This window comes from Sphingomonas beigongshangi, from assembly GCF_016820445.1.
GTDB lineage: Bacteria > Pseudomonadota > Alphaproteobacteria > Sphingomonadales > Sphingomonadaceae > Sphingomonas > Sphingomonas beigongshangi.
Map to the genome: position 1 here is coordinate 159,042 of NZ_JADHDT010000003.1, position 26,216 is coordinate 185,257.

27 protein-coding genes are annotated in these 26,216 nt (G+C 67.7%); 18 read left to right on the forward strand and 9 right to left on the reverse strand.

The features are described 5' to 3' along the window. Window positions 1-10: 10 nt before the first annotated feature. The 4 genes from yidC to dapE all read left to right on the forward strand — a co-directional run bounded on the left by yidC (window position 11) and on the right by dapE (window position 4,276). Window positions 11-1,732 carry a membrane protein insertase YidC gene (gene yidC, locus IQ292_RS06615; RefSeq protein ID WP_203309528.1) on the forward strand — a complete coding sequence of 574 codons (1,722 nt, stop codon included), beginning with the start codon at window positions 11-13 and terminating at the stop codon, window positions 1,730-1,732. 59 nt (window positions 1,733-1,791) lie between these two features. Continuing rightward, window positions 1,792-2,409 (forward strand): ribosome biogenesis GTP-binding protein YihA/YsxC, encoded by a 618-nt coding sequence (gene yihA, locus IQ292_RS06620; RefSeq protein WP_238940905.1) that lies wholly within the window; start codon window positions 1,792-1,794, stop codon window positions 2,407-2,409. An 80-nt stretch (window positions 2,410-2,489) separates the two neighbouring features. Continuing rightward, a complete protein-coding gene (locus IQ292_RS06625; protein WP_203309530.1) occupies window positions 2,490-3,152 on the forward strand; it encodes a glutathione S-transferase family protein in 663 nt (220 codons plus the stop codon). Continuing rightward, window positions 3,149-4,276 (forward strand): succinyl-diaminopimelate desuccinylase, encoded by a 1,128-nt coding sequence (gene dapE, locus IQ292_RS06630; RefSeq protein WP_203309531.1) that lies wholly within the window; start codon window positions 3,149-3,151, stop codon window positions 4,274-4,276. The genes IQ292_RS06625 and dapE overlap by 4 nt, the downstream gene beginning before the upstream one ends. A 32-nt stretch (window positions 4,277-4,308) precedes the next feature. Here dapE and trpS read toward each other — a convergent pair whose 3' ends face one another. From trpS to secB, 3 genes are read right to left on the reverse strand one after another with little or no spacing between them, the layout of a single operon-like run. Further along, window positions 4,309-5,316 (reverse strand): tryptophan--tRNA ligase, encoded by a 1,008-nt coding sequence (trpS, locus tag IQ292_RS06635; protein ID WP_203309713.1) that lies wholly within the window; start codon window positions 5,314-5,316, stop codon window positions 4,309-4,311. Window positions 5,317-5,321: 5 nt separating this feature from the next. Next, complete coding sequence (murJ, locus tag IQ292_RS06640; protein WP_203309532.1) at window positions 5,322-6,911, reverse strand: murein biosynthesis integral membrane protein MurJ; 1,590 nt, start codon at window positions 6,909-6,911, stop codon at window positions 5,322-5,324. Between the two features lie 27 nt (window positions 6,912-6,938). Continuing rightward, the gene (gene secB / locus IQ292_RS06645) at window positions 6,939-7,448 is read right to left on the reverse strand and encodes a protein-export chaperone SecB (RefSeq protein ID WP_203309533.1); all 510 of its coding nucleotides are present in this window, start codon (window positions 7,446-7,448) and stop codon (window positions 6,939-6,941) included. 223 nt (window positions 7,449-7,671) lie between these two features. On the opposite strand from secB, the gene IQ292_RS06650 reads away from it, so the two are divergent. The 3 genes from IQ292_RS06650 to IQ292_RS06660 all read left to right on the forward strand — a co-directional run bounded on the left by IQ292_RS06650 (window position 7,672) and on the right by IQ292_RS06660 (window position 10,397). Beyond that, on the forward strand, window positions 7,672-8,319 hold the full coding sequence (locus tag IQ292_RS06650; protein ID WP_203309534.1) for a Tim44/TimA family putative adaptor protein: 648 nt from the start codon (window positions 7,672-7,674) through the stop codon (window positions 8,317-8,319). 208 nt (window positions 8,320-8,527) lie between these two features. Then, the gene (gene mltA, locus IQ292_RS06655; protein WP_238940869.1) at window positions 8,528-9,856 is read left to right on the forward strand and encodes a murein transglycosylase A; all 1,329 of its coding nucleotides are present in this window, start codon (window positions 8,528-8,530) and stop codon (window positions 9,854-9,856) included. Between the two features lie 25 nt (window positions 9,857-9,881). Beyond that, the gene (locus IQ292_RS06660) at window positions 9,882-10,397 is read left to right on the forward strand and encodes a Smr/MutS family protein (RefSeq protein ID WP_203309535.1); all 516 of its coding nucleotides are present in this window, start codon (window positions 9,882-9,884) and stop codon (window positions 10,395-10,397) included. Between the two features lie 96 nt (window positions 10,398-10,493). Here IQ292_RS06660 and dnaA read toward each other — a convergent pair whose 3' ends face one another. The 3 genes from dnaA to mutM all read right to left on the reverse strand — a co-directional run bounded on the left by dnaA (window position 10,494) and on the right by mutM (window position 13,619). Continuing rightward, a complete protein-coding gene (dnaA, locus tag IQ292_RS06665) occupies window positions 10,494-11,978 on the reverse strand; it encodes a chromosomal replication initiator protein DnaA (RefSeq protein WP_203309536.1) in 1,485 nt (494 codons plus the stop codon). Between the two features lie 442 nt (window positions 11,979-12,420). After that, a complete protein-coding gene (gene rpsT, locus IQ292_RS06670) occupies window positions 12,421-12,684 on the reverse strand; it encodes a 30S ribosomal protein S20 (RefSeq protein ID WP_203309537.1) in 264 nt (87 codons plus the stop codon). 119 nt (window positions 12,685-12,803) lie between these two features. Further along, window positions 12,804-13,619, reverse strand: coding sequence for a bifunctional DNA-formamidopyrimidine glycosylase/DNA-(apurinic or apyrimidinic site) lyase (mutM, locus tag IQ292_RS06675; RefSeq protein WP_203309538.1), 816 nt, complete (start codon window positions 13,617-13,619; stop codon window positions 12,804-12,806). 56 nt (window positions 13,620-13,675) lie between these two features. Between mutM and IQ292_RS06680 the strand changes: the two genes are divergently transcribed. From IQ292_RS06680 to IQ292_RS06710, 7 genes are all read left to right on the forward strand, one after another. Further along, window positions 13,676-14,407 carry a class I SAM-dependent methyltransferase gene (locus IQ292_RS06680; protein WP_203309539.1) on the forward strand — a complete coding sequence of 244 codons (732 nt, stop codon included), beginning with the start codon at window positions 13,676-13,678 and terminating at the stop codon, window positions 14,405-14,407. 19 nt (window positions 14,408-14,426) lie between these two features. Beyond that, entirely contained in the window at window positions 14,427-15,974 is a 1,548-nt protein-coding gene (gene ubiB / locus IQ292_RS06685; protein WP_203309540.1) for a 2-polyprenylphenol 6-hydroxylase, read from the forward strand. 120 nt (window positions 15,975-16,094) lie between these two features. Then, window positions 16,095-17,216: a hypothetical protein gene (locus tag IQ292_RS06690; RefSeq protein WP_203309541.1), complete on the forward strand. Its 1,122-nt coding sequence runs from the start codon at window positions 16,095-16,097 to the stop codon at window positions 17,214-17,216. Further along, the gene (gene coaBC / locus IQ292_RS06695) at window positions 17,213-18,442 is read left to right on the forward strand and encodes a bifunctional phosphopantothenoylcysteine decarboxylase/phosphopantothenate--cysteine ligase CoaBC (protein ID WP_203309542.1); all 1,230 of its coding nucleotides are present in this window, start codon (window positions 17,213-17,215) and stop codon (window positions 18,440-18,442) included. Before IQ292_RS06690 ends, coaBC begins: the two co-directional genes overlap by 4 nt. Window positions 18,443-18,452: 10 nt before the next feature. Beyond that, on the forward strand, window positions 18,453-18,896 hold the full coding sequence (gene dut, locus IQ292_RS06700) for a dUTP diphosphatase (protein WP_203309543.1): 444 nt from the start codon (window positions 18,453-18,455) through the stop codon (window positions 18,894-18,896). Continuing rightward, window positions 18,896-19,279, forward strand: a complete 384-nt coding sequence (locus tag IQ292_RS06705; protein WP_203309544.1) for a hypothetical protein — start codon at window positions 18,896-18,898, stop codon at window positions 19,277-19,279. Before dut ends, IQ292_RS06705 begins: the two co-directional genes overlap by 1 nt. 7 nt (window positions 19,280-19,286) lie before the next feature. Then, window positions 19,287-20,060, forward strand: a complete 774-nt coding sequence (locus IQ292_RS06710; protein WP_238940871.1) for a HesA/MoeB/ThiF family protein — start codon at window positions 19,287-19,289, stop codon at window positions 20,058-20,060. 7 nt (window positions 20,061-20,067) lie between these two features. On the opposite strand, the gene galU is transcribed toward IQ292_RS06710, so the two are convergent. After that, window positions 20,068-20,937, reverse strand: a complete 870-nt coding sequence (galU, locus tag IQ292_RS06715) for a UTP--glucose-1-phosphate uridylyltransferase GalU (RefSeq protein WP_203309545.1) — start codon at window positions 20,935-20,937, stop codon at window positions 20,068-20,070. A 116-nt stretch (window positions 20,938-21,053) separates the two neighbouring features. Here galU and wecB point away from each other — a divergent pair, with 116 nt between their 5' ends. The 4 genes from wecB to IQ292_RS06735 all read left to right on the forward strand — a co-directional run bounded on the left by wecB (window position 21,054) and on the right by IQ292_RS06735 (window position 24,722). Then, window positions 21,054-22,190 (forward strand): non-hydrolyzing UDP-N-acetylglucosamine 2-epimerase, encoded by a 1,137-nt coding sequence (gene wecB, locus IQ292_RS06720; RefSeq protein WP_203309546.1) that lies wholly within the window; start codon window positions 21,054-21,056, stop codon window positions 22,188-22,190. After that, a complete protein-coding gene (gene wecC / locus IQ292_RS06725) occupies window positions 22,174-23,472 on the forward strand; it encodes a UDP-N-acetyl-D-mannosamine dehydrogenase (RefSeq protein WP_203309547.1) in 1,299 nt (432 codons plus the stop codon). The genes wecB and wecC overlap by 17 nt, the downstream gene beginning before the upstream one ends. A gap of 86 nt (window positions 23,473-23,558) precedes the next feature. Continuing rightward, a complete protein-coding gene (locus IQ292_RS06730; RefSeq protein ID WP_203309548.1) occupies window positions 23,559-24,317 on the forward strand; it encodes a metallophosphoesterase family protein in 759 nt (252 codons plus the stop codon). Between the two features lie 180 nt (window positions 24,318-24,497). Continuing rightward, window positions 24,498-24,722 (forward strand): hypothetical protein, encoded by a 225-nt coding sequence (locus IQ292_RS06735; RefSeq protein ID WP_203309549.1) that lies wholly within the window; start codon window positions 24,498-24,500, stop codon window positions 24,720-24,722. 442 nt (window positions 24,723-25,164) lie between these two features. On the opposite strand, the gene IQ292_RS06740 is transcribed toward IQ292_RS06735, so the two are convergent. Then, on the reverse strand, window positions 25,165-25,731 hold the full coding sequence (locus tag IQ292_RS06740) for an FKBP-type peptidyl-prolyl cis-trans isomerase (protein ID WP_203309550.1): 567 nt from the start codon (window positions 25,729-25,731) through the stop codon (window positions 25,165-25,167). 104 nt (window positions 25,732-25,835) lie between these two features. Then, on the reverse strand, window positions 25,836-26,042 hold the full coding sequence (gene rpsU / locus IQ292_RS06745) for a 30S ribosomal protein S21 (protein WP_017978269.1): 207 nt from the start codon (window positions 26,040-26,042) through the stop codon (window positions 25,836-25,838). Window positions 26,043-26,216 lie beyond the last annotated feature (174 nt).

Consider the following 26,216-nt stretch of genomic DNA (forward strand, 5'->3'; position numbering starts at 1 on the left):
GGGTCGGACCTTGAACAACGAACGCCAGAATTTTGTCCTGTTCGCGGTCCTTGCCGCGCTCATCCTGTTCGCCTGGCCGCTGATCCAGGGGAAGTTCTTCCCCGTCGCGAACCCGCCGGTGACGAAGATCGAGAAGGGCAAGTCCAAGGTCCTGCCGCAGCCGTCGGCCGATCCGACCGCCGACAATCCCGCTGCGATGCGCAACCGCGACGTCGTGCTGCGGGACAGCCCGCGGGTCGCCATCGACACGCCGATGCTGAAGGGGTCGATCAACCTGAAGGGCGCGCGCATCGACGACCTGGTGCTGGTCAAGTACAAGGAAACCATCGCGAAGAACTCGCCGCCGATCCGCCTGCTGTCGCCCGCGGGCGCGCAGGACGGCTATTTCGCCGGCTTCGGCTGGCGCGACGAGGGGCTGAGCCCGCCCGCGGCCGACACGGTATGGCAGGCGAGCGGCAACGTGCTGAAGCCCGGCCAGTCGGTGACGCTGCAGGCGGCCAATGCGCGCGGCCAGCGGTTTCAGATCAAGCTGTCGGTCGACGACGGCTATATGTTCACGATCACGCAGACGGTGCTGAACGGCGGCACCGCGCCCGTGCCCGTGGCTCCCTATGGCTATGTCAGCCGCGTCGGCGTGTCGAAGGACCCGGGGACGTGGCAGATCCACACCGGTCCGATGTCCGTGCATAACGGCGGCGCGGATTACGGCGTCAATTTCAAGGACGTCGACAAGGCGCCGACGCGCTTCACCTCCACCGGCGGCTGGCTGGGCTTCACCGACAAATATTGGCTGACCGCGCTGGTGCCGGATCAGGGGAGCCAGTTCGACGGGCAGTTCCGTGCGGGGTCGGGCCAGCTCTATCAGGCGGACTATGCCTTCGCGCCCAAGGTGCTCGCGCCCGGCCAGGCGCTGACGCAGTCGAGCCGCTTCTTCGCCGGGGCGAAGGAAGTGAAGCTGCTCCAGCATTACGAGAATGCGCAAGGCGTCACCAAGTTCGACAAGGCGATCGATTGGGGCTGGTTCGAGATTCTCGAAAAGCCCATCTTCACCTATCTCGATTGGCTATTCCGCATGGTCAGCAACTTCGGTGTCGCGATCATTCTGCTGACGGTGACGATCCGCGGCCTGATGTTCCCGATCGCCCAGCGCCAGTTCGCCAGTATGGCGAAGATGCGCGCGCTGCAGCCGAAGATGAAGGCGATCCAGGATCGCTACAAGGACGACAAGGTCGTCATGCAGCAGAAGGTGATGGAGCTGTACAAGACGGAGAAGGCGAACCCCCTCGCCGGCTGTCTGCCGACGCTGATCCAGATCCCGGTGTTCTTCGCCCTCTACAAGGTGCTGATGCTGACGATCGAGATGCGGCACCAGCCCTTCTTCGGCTGGATCAAGGACCTGTCGGCGCCGGATCCGCTGACGCCGGTCAACCTGTTCGGCTTCCTCAACTTCACCCCGCCGCACATGCTGGCGATCGGCGTGGTGCCGATCGTGCTCGGCATCTCGATGTTCTTCCAGTTCCGCCTCAACCCGGCGCCGATGGATGAGACGCAGAAGCAGGTGTTCGCGGTCATCCCATGGGTGCTGATGTTCGTGATGGCGAGCTATCCGGTCGGCCTGCAGGTCTACTGGATCGCCTCCAACTGCCTCGCGATCCTGCAGCAGCAGATCCTCTACGCACGGCATCCGGAGCTTAAGACCGCCGCGGCGAAGACGACGGTCATCGCCAAGTGAGCGAGGATGCAACCACCGGAGCGGAGGGCGAGCAGGACGCAGGCGGCTTCGCACCCGAACTGGTCGAGGTCGCGCGCAAGACATTCGCCGGGCCGGTGACGTTCCTCAAGTCCGCGCCCGGCCTCAGGTTCCTGCCTGATCCGGTCGCACCGGAAGTGGCGTTCGCGGGGCGATCCAACGTCGGCAAGTCGTCGCTGCTCAACGCGCTGACCGGCCGCAACGGCCTCGCCCGCACGTCGAACACGCCGGGCCGCACGCAGGAGCTGAACTTCTTCGACGTCGGCGACGCCCCCTTGTTCCGGCTGGTCGACATGCCGGGCTATGGCTTCGCGAAGGCGCCGAAGGACGTGGTCAGGACATGGCGCTTCCTGGTCAACGATTACCTGCGCGGACGGGATGTGCTGAAGCGCGTGCTGGTGCTCATCGACTCGCGGCACGGCATCAAGGATGTCGACCGTGAGATACTGGACATGCTGGACAAGGCGGCGGTCAGCTACCGCCTCGTGCTGACCAAGGCGGACAAGGTCAAGGCGACGGATCTCGCGGAGGTGGTGGCCCGCACGGCCGCCGACGCCCGCAAGCGCCCGGCCGCGCATCCGGATATTCTCGCCACCGCCAGCGAGGGCGGCATGGGGATCCCGGAACTCCGCGCCGCGGTGCTGGAAGCGATCGGCTGACGGCTCCCACGGGGTTCGGCTCGGTGGGAAGGGCGGTCTCCTCCTAGACCTCCCCGCCCGGCCCCGCTACCCGTGGGGCCATGAAGCTGATCATCGGTAACAAGGCCTATTCCTCCTGGTCGCTGCGCGGCTGGCTGGCATGCAAGCAGTCGGGCTTGCCTTTCGAAGAGGTGGTCGTCCCGCTCTACGACGCCGAATGGGATCGTCGGCGCGAGGGGGCGGAGTTCGCCCCGTCGAGCGGCAAGGTGCCGATCCTTTGGGATGGCGACGCCGTGGTGTGGGACAGTCTGGCGATCGTCGACTATCTGGCCGACAAGGTCGGGCGCGACCGCTTCTGGCCCGCGGAGGACAGCGCCCGCGCCATGGCCCGTTCGATGGCCGCGGAGATGCACGCGAGCTTCACCGCGCTCCGCCGCAAGCATCCGATGAACATCCGTCAGCAATTCCCGGCAACGCGTCCGGACGACGACGTTATCGTCGACCTGAAGCGGATCATGGAATTGTGGGCGCAGGCGCGCGCGCGCTTCGGCGGCGACGGGGCGTATCTGTTCGGTGACTTCAGTGCGGCGGACATCATGTTCGCACCGGTGGTGACGCGCATCCTCACCTATCAATTGCCGATCGCACGCTTCGCGGCGAGCTATCTCGATGCCGTGATCCAGCATCCCTTCCTGCAGGACTGGATCGCCGGGGCGCAGGAAGAGGATTGGGTGATCGAGCAGTTCGAGCAGCCGATCCGGTGACGAGCCCGAGGATCGACGTGCTGGCGCTGGCGCAGGCGCTGCTGCGCGCGGACAGCGTGACGCCGGCCCGTGGCGCCGTGTTCGACGTGCTCGAGGCGGCGCTGGTGCCGATCGGCTTCGCGGTCGATCGCTTCGTCTGCGGCGAAGCGCCCGATGGTCCGGTCGAGAACATGATCGCGACGCGGGAGGGGACGGGCCGCCATCTCGCCTTTGCGGGCCATGTCGATGTCGTGCCGCCCGGCGAAGGCTGGACCGGCTCGCCATGGAGCGGCGCGATACGCGACGGCCTCCTGTACGGGCGCGGCGCGGTCGATATGAAGGGCGCGGTCGCCGCCTTTGTGGCCGCTGCCGCCCGCGTGACGGACAGCGTGCCCCTCAGCCTTCTGATCACCGGTGACGAGGAGGGTCCCGCGACCTATGGGACGCCCGCGCTGATCGCCCGCATGGCCGAGCTCGGAGTCGCGCCAGATCTGTGCCTGGTCGGCGAGCCGACGTCCGTCCGACGATTGGGCGACATGATCAAGATCGGCAGGCGCGGTTCGGTCAATATCTGGATCGAGGTGCCCGGCCGCCAGGGCCACGTCGCCTATCCCCAGCTCGCCGACAATCCCGTGCCGAAGCTGGTCCGGGCGCTGGGGGCGCTCGATACATTGTCGCTGGACGAGGGGAACGCTTGGTTCCAGCCTTCGAACCTGGAGATCACCGACATCACGGTCGGCAATGGCGCGCACAATGTCATCCCGGCTGCGGCGCGGGCGCGCCTCAACATCCGTTTCAACGACGAGCAGACCGGGCTGGGCCTGCTGGAGCGCGTCACCGCGACGGTGCAGGCCGTGGTTCCGGACGCGACAGTACGCGGCAAGGTGTCGGGAGAGGCGTTCCTGACGCAGCCCGGCACGCTGACCGCGATCGTCAGCGCAGCGATCCTGGACGCGACCGGGGCGGAGCCGGAATTGTCGACCACCGGTGGCACGTCCGACGCGCGCTTCCTGTCGAAGCTTTGCCCCACCGTCGAATTCGGCCTGATCAACGCGACGATGCATCAGGTCGACGAGGCGGTCGCGATCGACGACCTGGAAACGCTCGTGCGGATTTACGCGGAGGTCATCCGAAAGGCACGATGAGGGGACCGCGTCGCCGCCGCGGCCCGCGCTTCTCACATCACGAGGCCCATCGCGCGTTGCGCCGATGCGAGTACCGGCGCCGCGAGGTTGCGCGCTTTTTCCGCGCCCGTGGTGAGGATGGCGTCGATCGCCGCCCGGTCGTCGAGAAGGCGGACCATCTCGTCGCGGATCGGGCCAAGCTTCGCCACCGCGAGGTCGGCGAGTGCCGGCTTGAACGCGCCGAAGCCCTTGCCGGCGAACTCGCTCAGCACGTCCTGCGCATCGCGGTCGGCGAGTGCGGCGAAGATCGTCAGCAGGTTGCGCGCCTCGGACCGCCCTTCCAGCTCGGCGAGCGTCGCGGGCAGCAGGTCGGGATCGGTCTTCGCCTTGCGAAACTTGTCGGCGATCGTGTCGTCGCTGTCGACCAGCTTGACGACCGACTGTTCGGACGGATTGGACTTGGACATCTTCGCCGACGCATCGCGCAGGCTCATGATGCGCGGCGCAGCCTTGCTGACCAGCGGCTCCGGCAGCGTGAAGAGGTCGCTGCCATAGTCGGTGTTGAACTTGGTCGCGATGTCGCGCGCGAGTTCCAGGTGCTGCTTCTGGTCCTCACCGACCGGTACGTGCGTCGCATTGTAGAGCAGCACGTCGGCTGCCATCAGCACGGGATAGTCATACAGGCCGACGCTGGCGCCCTCGCGGTTCTTGCCCGCCTTGTCCTTGAACTGAGTCATGCGGTTCAGCCAGCCCACCCGCGCGACATTGTTGAGCAGCCAGCTGAGCTCGCTATGCGCGGGGACGCGCGCCTGATTGAACAGGATCGAACGCGCCGGATCGATGCCGGCCGCGATCATCGTCGCCGTGACCTCGATCGTGTTGGCGGTCAGCTCCGCCGGCGCGATGAACTCCGTCAGGCCGTGCAGGTCGGCGATGAAGTACAGCGTCTCGCCGCCTTGCGCCTGAATCTGGTCCTGCATCGCGACCCACTGCTTCACCGCACCCAAATAATTGCCGAGGTGAAGGTTGCCGGTGGGCTTGATGCCGGAAACGACGCGCATCTTAGTCATTGGGTGGCGGCTCTGCGACGAAGGAGGGACTTGAGATCCGCCACGCGGAATGCACCGGTGACGAAACAGGCGGCGGCATAGATGGCGACGCCCGCACCGACCAGGACGGCCAGAGCGGCGCCGCGCACCGGCAGCGAGCGGGTGAGATAGGGATCGACCAGCGGCGTCACCAATAGCAGCGCGGCGCCCATCAGCAGCGACGACAGCAGCAATCGCGGCACCTTGCGACGCACCGCCGGGTCGAGCGCAAAATGGCCGCGCCGCGCAAGGACGACGTAGAGCGAGGCGACGTTGACGGTCGAGGCGAGCGCCGTAGCGAGCGGTGGCCCGATCTGGCCCAATTCCCAATGTGCCAGACCGGGGATGAGGATGAGGTTACCCACAAGGTTGATCGCGACCGAATAGAGCGCGAGGCGCACGGGCGTCCTGGTATCGGCACGCGCGTAGAAGCCTGGGGTCAGCACCTTGACCAACACGTAGCTGGGCAGGCCGATCGAAAAGGCGGCGAGAGCCTGCGCGGAGCGGACGGTATCGCGCGCGTCGAAAGCGCCATGCTGGAACAAGCCGCGCACGATCGGCTCGGCGGCGAAAACGAAGGCGGCGGTCGCCGGCAGCGTCAGGAACAGCGCGAGTTCGAGGCCGCGATTTTGCGTTTCCATCGCTTCGGTATCGCGTCCCTCCGACAACAGCCGGGACACCACGGGCAGAAGGATCGTGCCAAGGCCGATGCCGATCAGCCCGAGCGGCAACTGGTTGAGCCGATCGGCATAATAGATCGCCGAAATCGATCCTGCCGCAAGCAGGTGTCCGGCAAGCGCCGTTGATATGGCGAGATTGATCTGGGCCGCGCCCGCACCGGTCGCGGCGGGAATGATCAGCTTGAGCATCTGCCGCACGTCGTCGTCGATTCGAGGACGACGCAGCTTCAGGCTAACGCCGGCCTTGCGGCATGCCCACCACAACCATGCAAGCTGCAGGCCGCCGCCGGCGGTCACCGCGATCGCCTGCGCCCGAGCGGTCGCATAGGGATCGCCGCCATGGAAGAAGATCAGCGCCGCAACCATCGCGATGTTGAGCAGGATGGGCGCCGCCGCATTGACCCAGAAGCGGTGCAGCGAGTTGAGGATGCCGCCGAGCAGCGAGGCCAGCGAGATCAGCATCAGATAAGGGATGGTGAAGCGCGACAGCGTCACCGCGAAAGCGAACTGTTCCGGCGTAGGATGCTGGCGATCGAAACCGCCTGACAATGCCCAGGTGATCGGCCAGGCCGCAATGAGCATCGCGGCGGTAAAGAGGAGCAGCACCGGGAACAGGACCGCCAGCGCCCGTTCGGCGAAGTCGATCCCGGCCGGCGTCCCCCCGCCCTCTGCCACCTTGCGGTTGAATAGCGGAATGAACGCGGCGGAGAATGCCCCTTCCGCGAACAAGGCGCGGAACATGTTGGGCAGGCGGAAGGCGACGAAGAAGGCATCCGACGCGAAGCTCGCGCCGACATAGGTCGCCTGCAACGTATCGCGAACGAGCGCCAGCACACGGCTGGCGAGCGTCATGCCGCCGACCGATCCCAGCGCCTTGGCGAGGTTCACCCCCGTCGTTCCCCGCCCGCGGTACGCTTAGGCGTGGCCGACGTCGCCGACGGTGAACTGGCCCTGCGCCTCGGCCTGCTGCAGGTACAGCGCACCGAAGTCGATCGGCTCGAGCAGCAGCGGCGGGAAACCGCCATCGCGCACGCAATCGGCGAGCACGCGGCGCGCGAACGGGAAGAGGAGGCGCGGCGCCTCGCCAAGCAGGAAGGGCTGGACCGCGTCCGCCGGCACGTTGCGCAGGCCGAACAGCCCGGCATAGGTCAGGTCGACGATGAACGCGGTCTGGCCCTCGGCCTCCGCCTTGACGTCGATCTTGAGGATCACCTCGTGCACCTCGTCGCCGACCTGCGCCATGCCGATGTTGAATTGCACGTCGATCGCCGGCGGGTTCGGATTCTGGAAGATCGCCGGGGCGTTGGGGTTCTCGAAGGAGAGATCCTTGACGTATTGCGAGATCAGGCCGGCCGCGGGCGCGGTATCCGCACCGTTCGCCATCGGCTGCGTGTCGAGCGAGGTGCCGTTGTCCTGATCGGCCATGGTGAGAAATCCTTGGGTTGAAGCGTTGGATGAAGCGTGGCGGCCGGACGCGGGACCGAAGGACCGAAGCCGCCCGTCGCGCGTTCGATCGCGATGGTGGACGCGCCTAGCAGCGCGGGCGACGCGTTTCAACGCCGGCACGGTGGCTTTGCCGGTTTAAAGCCCGAAGCGGTTTGAACAAACGGCGCCATGCGCCTATGTGGTGGGACGGATCGGAGGTACGGTGTTTTACGTGGTTCTTCTCGCGATGGTGGCGGCGTTTCTGGCGTTGCGCCTGTACAGCGTGCTCGGCAAGCGCACCGGCCACGAACAGCAGCCGCTGGTCCGCACCGCGGAGGATCGTCCCGCGACGGTCGCTGTGCCGCGGACGATCGACGTGACGCCCGACGTGCGCGAGCCGCAAAATCGCAACATCGATCCGAAGGCGGAGCCCGGCATACGGGCGATCGTCGCCGGCGAGCCGGGGTTCGACGTCGGTCAGTTCCTGCAGGGCGCGCAGGCCGCGTATCGCATGACGCTGGACGCATTCTGGAAGGGCGACGAGGCGGCGCTGGCCGATCTGACCCAGCCGGATGTCGCGCATGCTTTCGGCGAGGCCATCGCCGCCCGTCGCGATGCGGGCGAGACGCTGGAGAACCGACTCGTTTCGATCGAGCGGGCGACGATCGCGGATGCATCGCTCGACGGGCGTGAGGCGCGAATCACGGTGCGTTTCGATGCGGATATCGCTGCCGTGACGCGCGACGCCGAAGGGCAGGTCATCGCCGGGTCGCTGACCGATGCGGTCGAGACGCACGACCTCTGGACGTTCACGCGCACCCTGAAGAGCAACGATCCCAACTGGACCCTGGCCGACACCGACGAGGCCTGACGGATACGGCTGCATTGCGGCCGCCCATGATCATCGCTGCTGCCGGTGCCACATCGACGACGCACCTGCCGTCACGGACGTGGGTCTCCGTCGCGATATCGGAGAGATGGGCTCGTCCTGCTCATTAAACGCTTGTTCCCCGCTGCCCGCCTGAGGCACTGCCGACGCGAACACGCGCAACGTAGGCGCGGTGCAATCGGGGACGACCATGATCGGTAAGCGCGTATCAACAAGCTTTGCGCTGGCGCTCGCATTGAGCGCCTGTGGCGGACGCGTGGTGCCGGTCGCGGCGGATCACCCGCCCGTGCGTCAGCCGGTTGCCCGCCCCGTGCCCAATCGGCCGCTCCCGCCGCGCCCGTCATCAACCGGCGCCGGTCAGACGATCACGAGCGGCCGAGCCTATGACGGCCGCATCCTGCCCGCGACGCCGCTGCTCGCCACGTCCGTCGTGCCGAACGTCGGCGCCACCACCGCCGCCACGGCCGGCGTGGTCCCCGGTCCGTCCATCGATACGCTGCCGATCACCGAGGCGCAGGCGGAAGCGGCGCGGCAGGCGTTCCTGACCAGCTGCCCCGGCCTGATGCGGCGGACCGATGCCAGCGGCCTGACCCGTAGCCCCGATTGGCAGACGGCGTGCGACGCCGCCCGCGCCGCGCCACGCGGCGGCGCGCGGGATTTCTTCCTGACCAACTTCGAGACCGTGCAGGTCGGCGACGGACGTGCCTTCGCCACCGGCTATTACGAGCCTGAAATCGCCGCCTCGCGCGATCGGCGGCCGGGGTACGACGTACCAATCTACGCCAGGCCCGACGATCTCGTCGATGTGGACCTTGGACAATTCTCGTCCGATCTGAAGGGCAAGAAGATCCGCGGCCGCGTCGACGGCAAGAGCCTGATTCCGTATTACGACCGCGCGGCGATCGTCGGGGGCGCGATCGACCGGCGCGCGCCTGTCCTCGCCTGGGGCGCCGACGAGGCCGCGGTCTTCTTCCTCCAGGTGCAGGGGTCCGGCCGGCTGCGGTTGCCGGACGGCGCGATCATGCGGGTCGGATACGACGATCAGAACGGTCGCGACTATACCGGGATCGGCGCGCTGATGAAGGCGCGCGGGCTGATCGGGCCGGGCCAGACCTCGATGCAGGGCATCGTCGCCTGGCTGCGCGCCAATCCCGAACAGGGCCGCGCGATCATGAACGAGAACAAGAGCTTCGTCTTCTTCCGGGAAATCACGACGCCGCCGCTCGGTGCGATGGGCTATGTCGTCAACGGCGGGGTCAGCGCGGCGGTCGACACCAAGTTCGTGCCGCTGGGCGCCCCCGTCTTTCTGTCGATGGACCGGCAGGATGCGACGGGCCTGTGGGTCGCGCAGGATACCGGCGGGGCAATCAAGGGCGCCAACCGCTTCGACACCTTCTGGGGCGCAGGCCCGTTGGCGGAGGCGACCGCAGGGGGCATGGCGGCGCGCGGCACCGCCTTCCTGCTCCTCCCGGTCGGAACACTCGCACGGATGCAGGCCGGTGCGCCCGCTCAACCCTGATGAGGCCGCGCTTTGGGCCCGCGTGATGGCGACGGTGAGGCCGCTACGTGCGGCCCCGCGCGCCGCCCCGCCGCCGCCCAAGGCGCCGCCGCCCCCACCCCCTCCGCCCGCCGCGTCTCCCAAGCCCGTCAAAGCCGCCGGCCGGGTGCCGCCGATGCGGGCCGCGCCCGCGATCACCCCATCGGCCAAACCACGCCCCAACACGCTCGACGGCGGCTGGGACAAGAAGCTGGGCCGGGGCATCGTCATCCCGGACAGTTCGATCGATCTCCATGGGCATAGCCTCGCGTCCGCCCATGCGCTGCTCGATCAAGGGCTGGACCGGGCAATCGCACGCGGCGATCGCGTGCTGCTGCTCGTGACCGGAAAGCCGCCGCGTCCGGAGAGCGAGCGCCCACACGCACGCGGCGCAATTCGTGCGGCGATCGCGGACTGGCTTGCCGCCTCGCGCCATGCGGATGCCATCGCGGCCGTGCGCGGGGCGCATCCGCGGCACGGCGGTGCGGGTGCGCTCTACATCGTGCTGCGCCGGGGGCGGTAAGGCTTTGCCTGAGAGGGAACGCGCGCAGGTCCGGGCGAGACCCTCACTCGATGATCGCCGATCACCCGATCGACCACCCCCGGCTAAGCCCGAAGCCTACGCCTCCAGTTCCCGCATCAGGGTGCGCACGGCGGCGTCGATGTCGCGATCCTGATCGCGCAATTCCTCGATCTTTCGCACCGCATGGATCACGGTCGAATGATCGCGACCGCCGAATTTCCTGCCGATTTCCGGCAGCGACCGCGTCGTCAGCCGCTTGGCGAGATACATGGCGATCTGGCGCGGGCGCGCCACGGCGCGACTGCGGCGGGCCGATACGAGATCGAGCGGCTTCAGCTCGAAATGGCGGCTGACGAGCTTCTGGATTTCGTCGATGGTCACGCGCCGTTGCGCGCCGCGCAGCACGTCGCCGAGCGTCGTCAGCGCGAAGTCCAGATCGATGCGGTCCCCGGTCAATTGCGCATAAGCGACGACCCGGTTCAGCGCGCCCTCCAGCTCGCGGATATTGGCATGGATGCGCGCCGCCAACAGGTCGAGCACCTCGGCCGGGACATCTGCATCGGGCAGGTCGCTCAGTTTCCTGTCCAGTATAGCACGGCGCAACGTGAGATCGGGCGCCTTGATGTCGGCGACGAGACCGACCGCCATACGGCTGACGATTCGCGCCTCGATTCCGTCCAGCGCCTGCGGACACCGGTCGGCGGAAATCACCAGTCGCTTACCCGCGCTCATGATCTCGTTCACGGTGTGGAAGAATTCTTCCTGCGTCGCATCCTTGCCGGCGATGAACTGAAGATCGTCGATGAGCAGCAGGTCGGCGCCGCGCAGCCGCTGCTTGAATGCGAACGTGTCGCGCGCGCGCAGCGCGGCGACGAAATCGAACATGAACCGCTCGGCGGACATGCACAGCACCGTCGCCCCGGGATGCGCGGCGAGGAAGGCATGGCCGATCGCATGCATCAGGTGCGTCTTGCCCTGCCCCGTACCCGAATGGAGGAACAGCGGACTGAAACGCGGCGTGCCGGGCTCGGCCAGCGCCTTCGCGGCATTGAACGCGACCCGATTCGCGGCATCGACGACGAATCGATCGAAGGTGAAGCGCGGGTCGAGCGGCGGCCGCTCGGCCGCGGGCTTCGGCGCAGCCATCGACTGCGCGACCGGCGGCTTGATCGCAGCGGGAATGGCGACGTCGGGCGCGGAGGTCCGAGCTGTCGCGATCGGCGTCGGCGCGACCGACAGCGCCTGTGAAGCGGCCGTCGCCGCCGGCTCCGCCACCAGCACCAACGGTGCCGGACGGACGACGCGCGTCTCGATCACGACGCCGTTGATCCGCGGCATCAGCGCCCGGAATTCGAGAAGAAGCCGGTCGGCGTAATGATTGCGGACCCAATTGGTCATGAACGCGGATGGAAGGCCCAGCCGGATCGTGTCCGGCTCCTCGGCGTCTTCGATCAGCTCCATCGGTTTCAGCCACTGCTCGAACAAACGCGCGCCGGCCGATTCACGCAGGTTCGCGCGGACGTGAGCCCAGGCGCGCTGCGCCTCGCTCCCCGTTTCCGTCGCTGCCTGCACCTTGACCACGCACACGTCTCCCAAGCTCACGCGACCCGGTCGCGCCAGCGGCTGATCTTCAGGACAGACAAGTCCCCCCTACGGCCCACCGAGCCGTCCGGCACCCCTAAGCTGTTCAGTACCGACCGCCGGTGAACCCCCGCGGCAGAGGTCGAGTTATGAAGCCTGCGACGAGTCGATCAAGCCCCAGTCCGGTCACGAATGTGAAATAAACGGGATTGACAGGCCGGCGCCCGCGGAATTGCGTCGGAAAAAATGATAAGTCACGGAAATAGCAGGGATTTATGAGATTCGCTTCCGTGGCGTGATTCTCGAATCGTGGTGAGTCCTGCGTTTCTGATTCTGTTCCGCGGACATCTTGAGAACATTCCAATTCTCTGCGTCGCACGCACAGCAAAAAGCCCGCCGGGCAACCCCGGCGGGCCTATCTTTGCCGATGCGAGAACGACGATCAGGCGAGCGCGGAGAGGCGCTTCGTCAGCCGTGCGAACTTGCGGCTCGCGGTGTTCTTGTGAAGCACGCCCTTCGCCACGCCCCGCGCCAGCTCGGGCTGGACCGCCGCGAGCGCGGTGGTCGCCGCCGTCTTGTCACCCGCCGCCAGCGCAGCCTCGACCTTCTTCACGAAGGTACGGATACGGCCAACGCGCGCACCGTTGATCTCGGCGCGGCGCTCGTTACGACGGATGCGCTTCTTGGCTTGCGGCGTGTTCGCCATTCGGGTCGGTCCTCAGGTCTATTCCGGTCAATGAAAAAGAGGCGCCGGGATCACCCTACGCCCTCTCGAAGGTGGGGCCCATACCGAAGCCTGGGCCGCCGGTCAACCTGCGACGGTCGTCAGGCCCGCTGGCATTTCGGGCAGAAGAAGGTCGACCGGCCCGAATCGACGCGCCGGGCAACGGTTGCTCCGCAATGGCATGGCTCTCCCTCCCGTCCGTAGACGAGGAACTGCTTGGAGAAATAGCCGAGCTCGCCATCGGGCCGCGCATAGTCGCGCAGCGTGGAACCCCCGGCCTCTATCGCTGCGAGCAGCACGTCGCGCACGGCGACCGCGAGTCGATCGAGCCGTGCCCGCCCGATCTGACCCGCCGGCCGGGTGGGCGATATCCGCGCAAGGTGCAGCGCCTCGCATACATAGATATTGCCCAATCCCGCGACGATCCGCTGGTCGAGCAGCATCGCCTTGATAGGCGCCGCCCGCCCGTCGAGGACTTCGGCCAAATATGCGCCGGTAAACCGCTCGCCGAGCGGCTCCGGCCCCATGGCCGCGAACGGAGGATAGTCATCCAGCGCGTCGCTGCGCCACAGGTCGAGGAAGCCGAAGCGACGCGGATCGTTCAACGCGAGCCGGCGCCCCGCCCCGGTTTCGAGCAGGACATGGTCATGCGCGAGATCGTCCGTCGGATCGACCCGCCAGCGCCCCGACATGCCGAGGTGAAAGATCAGCGTGTCGCCGCGATCGGTGGCAATCAGCCCGTATTTGGCGCGGCGCCCGAGCGCGGTGACCGTCGCCCCGGTCATCCGCTGACGCAGGTCACCGGGAATCGCCTTGCGCAGATCGGCACGGCGCGGCTCCACCCGCGTCAGGCGCTGGCCGGCAAGAACGGGGGCAAGCCCGCGAACGGTGGTTTCGACTTCGGGAAGTTCTGGCACGCCCGACCAGCTAGGTTGCGTTTGCCCCCGCCACAAGGCGCGGCTAGGGCAGGCGCATGAGCGACACCGTCTCCTTCGGTTACGAAGACGTCACCCCGGAAGAAAAGACCGCCCGCGTCGGCGGCGTGTTCACCAACGTGGCCAGCCGCTACGACCTGATGAACGACGCCATGTCGGCGGGCATGCACCGGTTGTGGAAGGACCGCTTCGTGCGACGCCTCAATCCGCGTCCCGGCGAGCAGGTGCTCGACATGGCGGGCGGCACCGGCGACATCGCCTTTCGCATCGCAGACCGCGGCGCGACGGTAACGGTCGCCGACATCAACCCCGCCATGCTCGAGGTCGGCATGGAGCGCGCGGCGAAGCGCGGATATGACGGCCTCGTATGGACCGAGGCGAATGCCGAGGTGCTGACCTTCCCCGACCGGTTCTTCGATGCCTATACGATCGCGTTCGGCATCCGGAACGTCACCGACATCCCGGCGGCGCTGCGCGAGGCGCATCGCGTGCTGCGTCGCGGCGGCCGCTTCTTCTGCCTCGAATTTTCCACCACGCTGTGGCCGGGTTTCAAGGAGGTGTACGACGCCTATTCGCACAAGCTGGTCCCGAAACTGGGCCAGATGCTGGCGCAGGATGCGGACAGCTACCGCTATCTGATCGAGTCGATCCGCCGCTTTCCCGACATGCCGACGTTCGAGGGCATGATCCGCGACGCGGGCTTCACCGCGACTCGCGTCGAGCCGATGCTGGGCGGCCTGGTGGCGATCCATTCGGGATGGAAGATTTGATGCGAGGCGCCGCACGCTCGTGACCGCCCCCGCCGTCCATGTCTGGCGGCTCCTGAAATGGGGCCGCATCCTGGCGCGCCATGGCGCGCTGAAGGGAATAGAGGGGGACGCCAACACCCCTGCCCCGGTTCGTCGGCTGGCACGGATCGCCCGGCTGGGTGCGCGTGTCCCCGCGACGCCGCGCTATGCCGATGCTTTCCAGGCCATCGGGCCGGCGGCGATCAAGCTCGGCCAGACGCTGGCGACGCGTCCCGATCTGGTTGGCGAGGCGGCGGCCCACGACCTGCTGCGTTTGCAGGACCAATTGCCTCCCGTGCCGTTCGAGACGATTCGTGCAGCGCTCGAGACGAGCCTTGGCCGGCCCATGAGCGCGGTATTCAGTCATATCGAGGATACGCCGGTCGGCGCCGCGTCGATCGCACAGGTCCACCGTGCGGTCACCACCGACGGGCGCCAGGTCGCGGTGAAGGTCCTGCGCCCGGGGGTCGAAGCGGATTTCGCGCGGGCGATCGACACCTATCAATGGGCCGCCGCGCAGCTCGAGGGCCTGGGCGGCGAGGCGAAGCGGCTGCGGCCGCGGCTGACGGTGGAGAACTTCCGCCGCTGGACGCTGCGCGAACTGAACTTCCAGCGCGAAGCCGCCTCCGCGAGCGAACTGGCGGAGGCGATGACGGCCGAGCCCGACTTCGTCGTCCCTGCGATCGACTGGCAGCGGTCCTCGACCCGCGTGCTGACGATGGAATGGATCGACGGTATCAAGCTGTCGAACCGGCAGGCCCTGATCGACGCGGGCTACGACCTGCGCAAGCTCGCCAACACGCTCGTGCAGGCATTCCTGCGGCAGGCGATCGCAGAGGGCTTCTTCCACGCCGACATGCATCAGGGCAATCTGTTCGCCCTGCCGGGCGCAAACGGCCAGGGGCGGATCGCGGCGATCGACTTCGGCATCATGGGGCGGATCGACCGGCGCGCGCGCGTATGGCTGGCGGAAATCCTCTACGGCCTCATTACCGGCAACTATCGCCGCGTCGCCGAGATCCATTTCGAAGCAGGCTACGTCCCGCCACACCACAATGTCGCCGAATTCGCGACCGCGCTGCGCGCGGTGGGCGAGCCGATGCGTGGCCTGCCGGTGAAGGACATGTCGATCGGCATGATGCTGGACGGCCTGTTCTCCATCACGCGCGACTTCGACATGGTGACGCAGCCGCATCTGCTGTTGCTCCAGAAGACGATGGTCATGGTGGAGGGCGTGGCGACCAGCCTCGATCCGGACATCAACCTCTGGGAATCCGCAGCGCCGTTCGTGCGCGAGTGGATTCGCACGGAACTGGGCCCGGAAGCCGCGATCGCTGACCGTCTGATCCGCGACATGCGCACGATCGCCGGACTCCCCGACCTGATCCGCCGGATCGAGGCGCGCTATCCCGAACCCGGCGGCGAGCCCCCCGCTCCGCCCCTCAAGGAGATCGAGGTGGTGCGGATCGGCGGCGGTTGGCGCTATGCCGCGGTCGCGGTGATCGCGGCGGCGGCGAGCATCGCAGGCACGCTGCTGGTGGTCCATTGATCGGCACCCCGCCCCGCCCCGGCGTCGTCGGCGACGTCTCGCGTACCGTGCCCGTGGAGGAGCGCGGAAACAAGCATGGCACCGGACGCGCGAGGGCGTCCGAGGCCGTCCTCTAGTCCGATGCACCGCCGCGCGCTCGCCCCCCTCTGGCTTGCCCGCCCCTCGCGTTTCGCGGACGTACAGCCGCGCGGCGGCCGGATCGGCATGGCGTTGCTCGCGCTGCTGCTGCTCGCGACGCTGCTCGTCTTCGCCAGTCCCGCCCCACCCGCCGCGAGCGGCGATCCGGCCAAGCGCGCCGACGACCAGGCCGACGTCGTGCTGTACGAGACGATCGTCGACAACGTTCGTGCCGGCCGCAATTACTACCTTGCCGCCGCCGATGCGCAGCGGGCGGGACATTACCCGCTCAAACCGTTCGTCACGATGCGCCTGCCGACGCTCGCGCGCATCCAGGCCGCGCTGCCGCCCGTGGCGGTCCGCACCTTGCTCTATCTACTTTGCGCCGCCGTGATGGTCGCCTGGTGGGCACGGCTGTCCACCGCCCTCTCGCGCGCGCCGCCGCGGCTGATCGCCCTGGCGCTGCTCGCCGGCGGCATGATGGCCTTCGTCCAGGCGGACCTCGCGCCGTTTCACGAGATCTGGGCCGGCCTGCTGATCGCGCTGTCGCTGGGCGTGTGGCGGCCCGGCCGCTGGCTGCCGGCGGTCGCCTTCGGTCTCGCCGCCGCGCTGATCCGCGAGACTGCGGGGCTGTACCTGGTGCTCATGGGCGGAATCGCACTGCTTGAAGGCCGCAGGCGCGAAACGGCGGCCTGGGCGGTCGCCGCCGCGATCCTGGCGGTTGCTCTCCTGCTGCACGCGCATGCCGTCGCGGCGGTGGTCCGGCCGCTCGACGCGGCCTCGCCGGGTTGGGCGGGGCAGCTCGGTTTCGGGTTCTTCGTACGCACCATGGCATTGTCGACCGCGCTGGCCATCGCACCGCTCTGGCTCGCCGCGCCGCTGTTCGGCCTGTCGCTGTTCGGCTGGCTGGCCTGGTGCGATGCGCTGGGAATTCGGGTGCTGGCGCTGCTCATCGCCTATGGCATCGTGCTGGCGCTGTTCGGCCGGCTCGACACATTCTACTGGGGCTTGCTGGTGGCGCCGCTCTCGCTCGTCGGGATCGCCTTTGCGATCGACGGCGTGCGCGACCTGCTCGGCGCGGCGCTCGATACGCGCCGCATCACGGTGACGAGGCTGGTCCGATGAAGCGCATCCTATTGATCGTCGGCGGCGGCATCGCGGCCTACAAGGCGTGCGAACTGATCCGCCTGCTGCGCAGACAGGGTCATGCGGTCCGCTGCGTGATGACCGAGGGCGCGAGCCATTTCGTCACGCCGATGACGCTCGCCGCGCTGAGCGAGGACAAGGTCTACACCACGCTCTGGGACCTGAAGGACGAGGCGGAGATGGGACATATCCAGCTCAGCCGCCAGGCCGATCTCATCGTCATCGCACCCGCGACCGCCGACCTGCTGGCGCGGATGGCGGCGGGCATCGCGGACGACCTCGCCACGACGCTGCTCCTCGCTACCGACACGCCCGTCCTCGCCGCGCCGGCGATGAACGTGCGGATGTGGGACCATGCGGCGACCCGCCGCAACGTCGCGACGCTGCGCGCGGACGGCGTGACGCTGCTGGAGCCCGACCAGGGGGCGATGGCCTGTGGCGAATACGGCCCCGGCCGGCTGCCGGAGCCCGTCGCGATCGTAGCGGCGATCGAGCGCCTGCTGGGCGGCCAGGCCCGCCCGCTCGCCGGCCGACGCGTGCTCGTCACGGCCGGACCGACGCACGAGGCGATCGATCCCGTCCGCTATATCGCCAATCGGTCGTCCGGGCGGCAGGGGTTCGCGATCGCCGGCGCGATCGCCGCGCTGGGTGCCGAGGTGACGCTGATCGCCGGTCCCGTGACGCTCGCGACGCCGGCCGGAGTCACGCGTGTCGACGTGGAGAGCGCGCAGGACATGGCCGACGCGGTGACGCGGGCGCTGCCCATGGACGCGGCGATCATGGTCGCGGCGGTCGCCGACTGGCGTGTCGCCAAGGCGCCCCACAAGGTGAAGAAGGGCGATACGCCCCCCGCGCTGGTATTGACTGAGAATGTCGACATTCTCGCGACGCTGGCAAAGGGTCCGGACCGCCCGCGCCTCGTCGTCGGTTTCGCGGCGGAAACGCAGGACGTGTTGCCCCATGCGCAGGCCAAGCGGGTGCGCAAGGGCGCGGACTGGATCGTCGCCAACGACGTGTCGGGGGACGTTTTCGGCGGCGACGCGAACACCGTGCACCTCGTGACCGCGTCGGGTGTCGAGTCGTGGCAGAGGATGCCGAAGGAGGCCGTGGCCGACCGGCTGGCCCGACGCATCGCCGAACATCTCGACGTGTTGGACACCGTACAATCCTCCGGACGGGTTTCATTGCGACCCGATCAGGGTTAAAGATCATTCCGTGAACAGTATCCGTGTCGACGTCGTCCGCCTCCCCCATGGCGAGGGCTTGCCGCTGCCGGTCTATGCGACGGCGGGCGCTGCGGGCATGGATGTCGTCGCGGCGGAAGCCATGACGATCGCCCCTGGGGCACGCGCCGCGGTCGCGACGGGGTTCGCGCTGGCGATCCCGCTGGGTTACGAGGTCCAGGTACGGCCGCGATCGGGTCTTGCGCTCAAGCACGGCGTGACGTGCCTCAACACGCCCGGCACGATCGACAGCGACTATCGCGGCGAGGTGAAGGTGATCCTCGCCAACCTGGGCGACTCGCCCTTCGCCATCGCGCGGGGCGAACGGATCGCGCAACTGGTGCCGGCGCCGGTGCTGCATGCGGCGCTGGTCGAGGTCGGGGCACTGGACGACACCGCGCGGGGCAGCGGCGGCTTCGGATCGACGGGGCGGTGATGGTGCTGGTCGCCTTGCTGACGCAGGCCATGGTCCCCGGCCCGTTGCCGCCGCAGGATTGGACGACGCTGCGGCCGCTTCCCTACAGTCGGGACACGGAGGGTGGTGGCGATCTGTCCGACTTCGTCCGCGCCGAAGTCAGATCCGGCCGATGCAATGCGGCGCTGCAGGGACCTAGCGGGTGGTCGCTGCGCGTGGACGTGGCCGTGCTGGTGACGAGCGGCCGCTTGCGGCGGGTCGTACCGCGCGCGATCCAATGCCCCGCGGTGGAGCAATATGCCGCCGGGCTGGTCTCGAGCATGGCCCGCGGCAACATCGCCGCGACGACGATCGGCGCCGACGGCTGGTACAAGACCAGCCTGACCTTCACCTGGGCGCAATAAGGCCGGAATGTCGGTCCACGCGATGCTCACGGACGAAGAGCTGACGCGCTATGCGCGCCACATCGTGCTGAAGGAGGTTGGCGGCGCGGGTCAGTTGAAGCTGCGTGCGGCGCACGTCCTGGTGATCGGCGCGGGCGGGATCGGATCGCCCGCCATCCAGTATCTCGCCGCGGCGGGTTTGGGCCGCCTGACGATCATCGACGACGACCGCGTCGACCTGTCGAACCTCCAGCGGCAGACCATCTATGCGACGGACGATATCGGTCGCGGCAAGGCCGATGCCGCCGCCGCCGCCGCGCGGCGACTGAATCCGCACGTCGTGGCATCGGGCGTCGCGCTGCGCATCGACGCGGCGAACGTCGATGCGCTCATCGCTGACGCGGACATTGTCCTCGACGGATGCGACAATTTCGCGACGCGGCTCTGCGTCGCCGACGCCTGCCTCGCGGCCCGAACGCCCCTCGTCTCGGCGGCGATCGGACAGTTCGACGGGCAACTCGCGACCTTTCGCGGCTGGGAGGCCGACAAGCCCTGTTACCGCTGCTTCGTCGGCGACGATCCCGAGCGCGCCGGCGTGAGCTGCGCGGAGGACGGGGTCCTCGGCCCGATGGCCGGAATGATCGGCAGCCTTGCCGCCCTGGAGACGATCCGCGGCATCGCCCCCTTCGGAGAGGATAGCGCCGGGCTACTGCTGCTGGCCGACACGCTGGCACTGCGCTTCCGCACGCTGCGCCTGCCGAAGGACCCGGGCTGCCGCGGCTGCGGCCGCCCGGACCATTGATCGCCGATCAGCGCAGCAACGTTTCCGCGAAGCTTCGCACGGCCGGCCCGATGTCCTCCCGCTGCAAGGCGAGCGCGAGATTGGCCTGGATATAGCCCGCCTTGTCGCCGCAATCGTAGCGCGCGCCATCGAAGGTGAAGCCGTGGAACGGCTGCGTGCCGATCAGCTGCGCCATCGCGTCGGTGAGCTGGATCTCGCCGCCGGCGCCGGTCTCCTGCCGTTCCAGGATCCGCATCACTTCCGGCTGCAGAATGTAACGGCCGGGGATCATCAGATTGGATGGCGCGCTGCCCCGCTTCGGCTTCTCGACCAGCGCGGTCACCTCCGTCAGCCGGCCATCGACGTTGCCGGGCGAGATGATGCCGTATTTGTCGGTCTCGCTCTCCGCGACCTCAAGCGCGCCGATCACGTTGCCGCCGACCGAATTATACGCCTCGACCATCTGCGCGATGAAGCCGGGCGTGCCGACCATCAATTCGTCGGGCAGCAGCACGGCGAACGGCTCGTCGCCGACGATCTCGCGCGCGCACCAGACGGCATGCCCCAGGCCCAGCGGCTCCTGCTGGCGGATGTAGACCGGACTGCCCGGCTTCATCCGGGTGCCCTCAATGGCCTCCAGCGACTTGCCACGCGCGGCCATCGTCTGTTCGAGCTCGTAGGATATGTCGAAATGATCTTCGAGCGCGCCCTTGTTGCGGCCCGTCACGAAGATGATTTGCTCGATTCCGGCCTCCAGCGCCTCCTCGACGGCATATTGGATCAGCGGCTTGTCGACGACCGTCAGCATTTCCTTCGGCATCGCCTTGGTGGCTGGCAGAAACCGGGTGCCGAGACCGGCGACGGGAAGAACGGCCTTGCGTACAGGCTTGATGGTCATCGTATACCCTGTCGTGAGCGGTGAGGCGGGCCTTAGACGGCTTGCGGGAGCGGCGCAACGCGTAGCCATTGTACGATTAGCGGCATGTTAAGGCACCGTTTTTAGTCTGCGGGGCCATGTCAGCCACGTCGCGCCCCAAGGTTCTGGTCATCTTCGGCACCCGGCCGGAAGCGATCAAGCTGTTCCCCGTCATCCGTACGATGGCGGACGAAGGCCGGGTCGCGGTGACCAGCTGCGTCACCGCACAGCATCGCGGCCTGCTCGATCAGGTGCTCGCCATCGCAGGCCTGGAGCCGGACGTCGACCTCGACCTGATGGAGCCGGGTCAGACGCTCGACAGGCTGACCGCGCGCCTGCTCGTCGCGCTGGGCGAGGTCATGGATGCACACCGGCCGGATCGCGTGGTCGTGCAGGGAGATACGGCGACCGCGATGGTGGGCGCGCTGGCGGCCTATTACCGGAAGATCCCCGTCGCGCATGTCGAGGCGGGACTGCGCTCGGGCGATATCTACCACCCCTGGCCCGAGGAGGTGAACCGCCGCATCGTCGCGCCGATCGCCGACCTGCATTTCGCGCCGACGCAGACCGCCGCCGCTGCGCTGGCGCGGGAGAACGTCACGACGGGCGTGCATGTCACGGGCAATACGGTGATCGATGCCCTGCTGTGGACCAGGGCGCGCATCGCGCAGAATCGGACGCTCGCCTCCGATCTGGACCCGGTGGCGGGGCGGTTCGCGGGGCGACGCACGATCCTGGTGACAACCCATCGTCGCGAGAATTTCGGTGACGGCATGGAGCAGATCGCGCGGGCGATCGCCCGGATCGCCGCCCGCGACGACGTCGCCATCCTGTTCCCCATGCATCCCAATCCCAATGTCGGCGCGGTCATGGACCGCGTGCTGGGTGACTGCGGCAGCGTCGCGCGCATCGCCCCGCTGGACTATCCGCACTTCATCCGTGCGCTCGAGCTGTGCGACGTCGTGCTGACCGATTCGGGCGGCGTGCAGGAAGAGGCGCCCGCGCTCGGCAAGCCCGTGCTGGTGATGCGCGACACCACCGAGCGTCCCGAGGGGATCGCGGCGGGGACAGCACGGCTCGTCGGCACCGACGCGGACCGCATCGTTTCCGAAGTCTTCACGCTTCTCGACGACAAGGGCGCCTATTCCGCCATGGCACGCGCCCACAATCCGTTCGGGGATGGCCAGGCCAGCAACAGGATCGCGAGGATCATCGCCGATGGGTTCGGACTCTGACCTGAAGGTCGTCGTACTTGGGCTGGGCTATATCGGGCTGCCCACGGCGGCGGTGATCGCACGGACCGGCGCGCGCGTGCTCGGCATCGACGTTTCGGACCATGTCGTCGAAACGGTCAACTCGGGCCGCGTGCATATCGAGGAAGTCGACCTCGACGGCCTCGTCTCAGGCGTCGTTGCCCGCGGCACCTTGCGTGCGTCGACCCAGGTCGAGCCCGCCGACGTGTTCGTCATCGCGGTTCCGACGCCGTTTTCGGACGATCACGCCCCCAACATCGGCTATGTCCTCCAGGCCGCCACATCGATCGCGGCGGTCCTGAAACCGGGCGACACGATCATCCTCGAATCCACGTCGCCTGTCGGTACCACCGAACAGGTCCGCGACCTGCTTGCGAAGCTGCGCCCGGACTTGCGGGTCCCGGGCCGCACCGGCGAGGCCGCCGACATCGCCATCGCCTACTGTCCGGAACGGGTCCTGCCGGGCCGTATCCTGGTGGAGCTGATCGACAATGACCGCGTCATCGGCGGCATCACGCCGCGTTGCGCGCGCAAGGCACTGACCTTCTACCGCCGCTTCGTCCGCGGCGCCTGCGTGACCACCAACGCGCGCGCCGCGGAGATGACCAAGCTGACGGAAAATGCGTTTCGCGACGTCAACATCGCCTTCGCCAACGAGCTCAGCCTCGTCGCCGACACGATGGGCGTCGACGTGTGGGAGGTCATCCGCCTCGCCAACCGCCATCCGCGCGTCAACATCCTCCAGCCCGGTCCCGGCGTCGGCGGCCACTGCATCGCGGTCGACCCCTGGTTCCTCGTGCACGCCGCGCCGGATCAGACCCCGCTCATCAGGACGGCCCGACTGGTCAACGACGGGAAGACCGACCACGTCATCGCGCAAGCGACCGCCCTCGTCGAAGCGCATCCGGGCGCATCGATCGCCTGCCTCGGCCTGGCGTTCAAGGCGAACATCGACGACTTCCGCGAAAGCCCCGCGCTGAGGGTAGCGGACGCGCTGGCGGCGCGGTTCGGCGAGCGGGTAGCCATCGTCGAGCCCTATGCTCGGACGCTTCCCGTATCGCTGTCGCGCCACGGCGCTCGATTGATCGACGTGGACACCGCGATCGAGCGGTGTCCGATCATGATCGTGCTCGTGGACCATGACGTCTTCCGTTCGGTGCCACTGGAGGAAAGACGCGACAAGGCCGTGCTCGACACACGCGGCATTTGGCCCGACCAACCCCAGCCCGCCAGCATGCTTCAGCCGGTCCGACTCGCCAGCTGACCACGCCTTCACGCCCGGTTCAGGCGGTTGCGACGAGGGCGGCGCCATCCTATCTGCGCGCGCTGCCGCCATTAGCCTGGACGTCCATGCTCAACAGATTGCTCAAGTCTCGCCGTTCACGGCAGCAGCCTGCCGCGACCATTCCCCCCGGCGAGCGGGTCTATGCCATCGGTGACATCCATGGATGCGTCGACTTGCTCGACCGGCTCCTCGCGAAGATCGGGGAGGATGATGCCGCACGGGAGCCGGCAATCACGACACTTATATTCCTCGGCGACCTCGTCGACCGTGGCCCCGATTCGGCCGCCGTTATCGAGCGCCTCCACCGGCTGCACGAAACGCGTCCCAATACCCGGTTCCTGCTCGGCAACCACGAAGAGATCTTTCTCGGGGCGCTGGACGGCGATCCCAAGGCCCTGCGTCTGTTCTGTCGGATCGGTGGCCGCGAGACGGTCATCAGTTACGGCCTTCGTCCCGAAGACTATGACCGGATGGACTATGAGGAACTCGTCAAGGCACTGCAGCACCACGTTCCCGAATCCCACCGTACGTTTGTCTCAGGATTCGAAGACATGATCGTGATCGGCGACTATATCTTCGTTCACGCCGGCGTACGGCCCGACGTGGCACTCGACGCCCAGCGTGGCAGCGACCTGCGCTGGATTCGCGACCCCTTCCTGCATCACGGCCGGCCGCTGGAAAAGATCGTGGTGCACGGACATACGATCAGCGACGGGCTCGACGTACAGCCGCATCGGATCGGCGTCGATACGGGAGCCTATACGACGGGACGCCTGACGGCACTCGCGCTGGAAGGCGGCGAGACATGGACGCTCGAAGCCTGACGCAAACCGCCGCGTTAGGACTATATTAACGATCGCTCCGCAAGTTGTTGCACCGCGGCAACGTCGCGGAACAGATTGTTGGGACGAGCTTTAGTTGGGTTGCCCTGTTGTCCTAATTGTGGCAGGGCGCCGAGTGACGAGCACAAGAGGGAGTTCATCATGCGTCTTGGGAAGATTGTCATGGCCGCTGCGGCCGCCACGATGGCGGTTGCTCCGGCTGTGGCCGCTCCGGCCAACCCGGCTGCGAGCCTGTCGGTTGCGAAGTCGGTTCGCACCGGTTCGGCTTCGTCGTCGAAGGACAAGCTGGCTGGTGGCGGCGTCATCGTCGCGATCCTGGCGGCCGCTGCGGTCGTTGCGGGCATCGTCGTCGTCGCCGACGACAACAGCACGCCGGCCAGCAACTAAGCTGACCGTTAGCTTCGGCTAGGAAATAGCGGCCTTCGGGCCGCTATTTTTTTGCCTGCCGAAGATCGAATCCCGTCCCTTACCCCCTCACCCTCCCGCCCCGGCGCACCAATGCCGTGAGGGCGATGCATGGCTTCGGGTCGGCGCGGCGAGGAAGACGGCGCGAGCCTCTTGGCTAGAGTATGATGACATACCGTTGATGCATGGTTTGACCTGATGTCATCCCGCTCTAGGGGCGGCCGATCCCACGCCTGATCCCGCCGCGTCCGGCCAGCCCGGCAGACTCTGATCCCCTACATGGAAGCGGTGCCGGCCCCCGCGCTCATCCGGCCGCCCACTCAGCATATCCCGGATCGCATGCTGATCGCGTGTACGAAAAAGGCCGGCCTCCTCGGGCGAGGAAGCCGGCCCTTCGATCGGGGATCGACGGCGCGCCGCGCGCTTATTGTCCCGCGGGCACCCCGGGCTGCTGCGCGCCCTGCGGACGCCCCATCATGCTCTGCTGCATCTGCATCTGGCGCACGACCGCCTCGGGCAGGAATTCGAGCAGATCGATGTCGAAGACGAGCGTCGAGTTGGCCGGGATCGGCCCGCGCGCATCGGCGCCGTAGCCGAGCGACGGCTTGATCCAGACGCGATACTTGGATCCCTTCGGCATCAGCTTCAGCGCCTCGGAGAAGCCGGGCACGACACCGGCCACAGGCATCGGCGTCGGCTGCTGCGACTTGTCGAACACGGTGCCGTTGAGCAGGCGGCCTTCATAGGTGATGAGCGCGACGTCGCTGTCGGTCGGCTTGGCGGCGCCGGGCTTGCCCGGCTCCAGCACCTGATATTGCAGGCCAGACGCGGTCGTCACGACGCCGCTGCGCCGCGCGTTGCGGGTCAGGAAATCGTCGCCCTGCCGCGCCAGCGCGAAGGCGGCGATGCATGCGATCGCGATGGCCACCCACAGATAGACGAGGTAGCTACGCTTGACGGGGCGAAGCGGGACAGCGGTGACGGTCGACATCGTAGTGGCACCTGGAGTTGTGGTGCCGGGCCGGCCGTCACCGGTGAAAGGTCGCAAAAGTCGCAGTGTTCGACCCCGGCGCCTGCGCCAGGGTCCGGGCGATCTTACCGAGCGCCGTCGCGCTCCGCGCGCTTGCGCTCCAGCTTGCGGGCGCGACGCACGGCGGCGGCACGCTCACGCGCGCGCTTCTCCGACGGCTTCTCGTAATGACGGCGCAGCTTCATCTCGCGATACACGCCCTCGCGCTGCAGCTTCTTCTTGAGCGCGCGAAGGGCCTGGTCGACGTTGTTGTCGCGGACGACGATCTGCATAAAACCGATGAACTCCAGTCAATAGCCAATGCGGCCGCGAACAAGGGTCCGCGCCGTGCGAACGGCTCCCCTAGCAGCGAGTCGGCGCGATGGCAACCCGCGACCGGGCGCCCGCTCGACGGCGCCCGCACGTCGCCGTCGGCGGGAAGCCATTGGCGCAGCGGGGGCGGCCGC

Excerpts from the sequence above, each read along its gene's own strand:
- coaBC (WP_203309542.1), top strand. The coding sequence starts at position 17,213 with ATGAAGCGCATCCTATTGATCGTCGGCGGCGGCATCGCGGCCTACAAG.
- rpsU (WP_017978269.1), bottom strand. The coding sequence starts at position 26,042 with ATGCAGATCGTCGTCCGCGACAACAACGTCGACCAGGCCCTTCGCGCG.
- galU (WP_203309545.1), bottom strand. The coding sequence starts at position 20,937 with ATGACCATCAAGCCTGTACGCAAGGCCGTTCTTCCCGTCGCCGGTCTC.
- wecB (WP_203309546.1), top strand. The coding sequence starts at position 21,054 with ATGTCAGCCACGTCGCGCCCCAAGGTTCTGGTCATCTTCGGCACCCGG.
- trpS (WP_203309713.1), bottom strand. The coding sequence starts at position 5,316 with ATGCGCGTCGTTTCCGGCATCAAGCCCACCGGCAACCTTCACCTCGGC.
- IQ292_RS06730 (WP_203309548.1), top strand. The coding sequence starts at position 23,559 with ATGCTCAACAGATTGCTCAAGTCTCGCCGTTCACGGCAGCAGCCTGCC.
- IQ292_RS06740 (WP_203309550.1), bottom strand. The coding sequence starts at position 25,731 with ATGTCGACCGTCACCGCTGTCCCGCTTCGCCCCGTCAAGCGTAGCTAC.
- secB (WP_203309533.1), bottom strand. The coding sequence starts at position 7,448 with ATGGCCGATCAGGACAACGGCACCTCGCTCGACACGCAGCCGATGGCG.
- IQ292_RS06710 (WP_238940871.1), top strand. The coding sequence starts at position 19,287 with ATGTCGGTCCACGCGATGCTCACGGACGAAGAGCTGACGCGCTATGCG.
- IQ292_RS06705 (WP_203309544.1), top strand. The coding sequence starts at position 18,896 with ATGGTGCTGGTCGCCTTGCTGACGCAGGCCATGGTCCCCGGCCCGTTG.
- wecC (WP_203309547.1), top strand. The coding sequence starts at position 22,174 with ATGGGTTCGGACTCTGACCTGAAGGTCGTCGTACTTGGGCTGGGCTAT.
- rpsT (WP_203309537.1), bottom strand. The coding sequence starts at position 12,684 with ATGGCGAACACGCCGCAAGCCAAGAAGCGCATCCGTCGTAACGAGCGC.
- IQ292_RS06625 (WP_203309530.1), top strand. The coding sequence starts at position 2,490 with ATGAAGCTGATCATCGGTAACAAGGCCTATTCCTCCTGGTCGCTGCGC.
- IQ292_RS06735 (WP_203309549.1), top strand. The coding sequence starts at position 24,498 with ATGGCCGCTGCGGCCGCCACGATGGCGGTTGCTCCGGCTGTGGCCGCT.
- IQ292_RS06680 (WP_203309539.1), top strand. The coding sequence starts at position 13,676 with ATGAGCGACACCGTCTCCTTCGGTTACGAAGACGTCACCCCGGAAGAA.
- mltA (WP_238940869.1), top strand. The coding sequence starts at position 8,528 with ATGATCGGTAAGCGCGTATCAACAAGCTTTGCGCTGGCGCTCGCATTG.
- IQ292_RS06690 (WP_203309541.1), top strand. The coding sequence starts at position 16,095 with ATGCACCGCCGCGCGCTCGCCCCCCTCTGGCTTGCCCGCCCCTCGCGT.
- IQ292_RS06660 (WP_203309535.1), top strand. The coding sequence starts at position 9,882 with ATGGCGACGGTGAGGCCGCTACGTGCGGCCCCGCGCGCCGCCCCGCCG.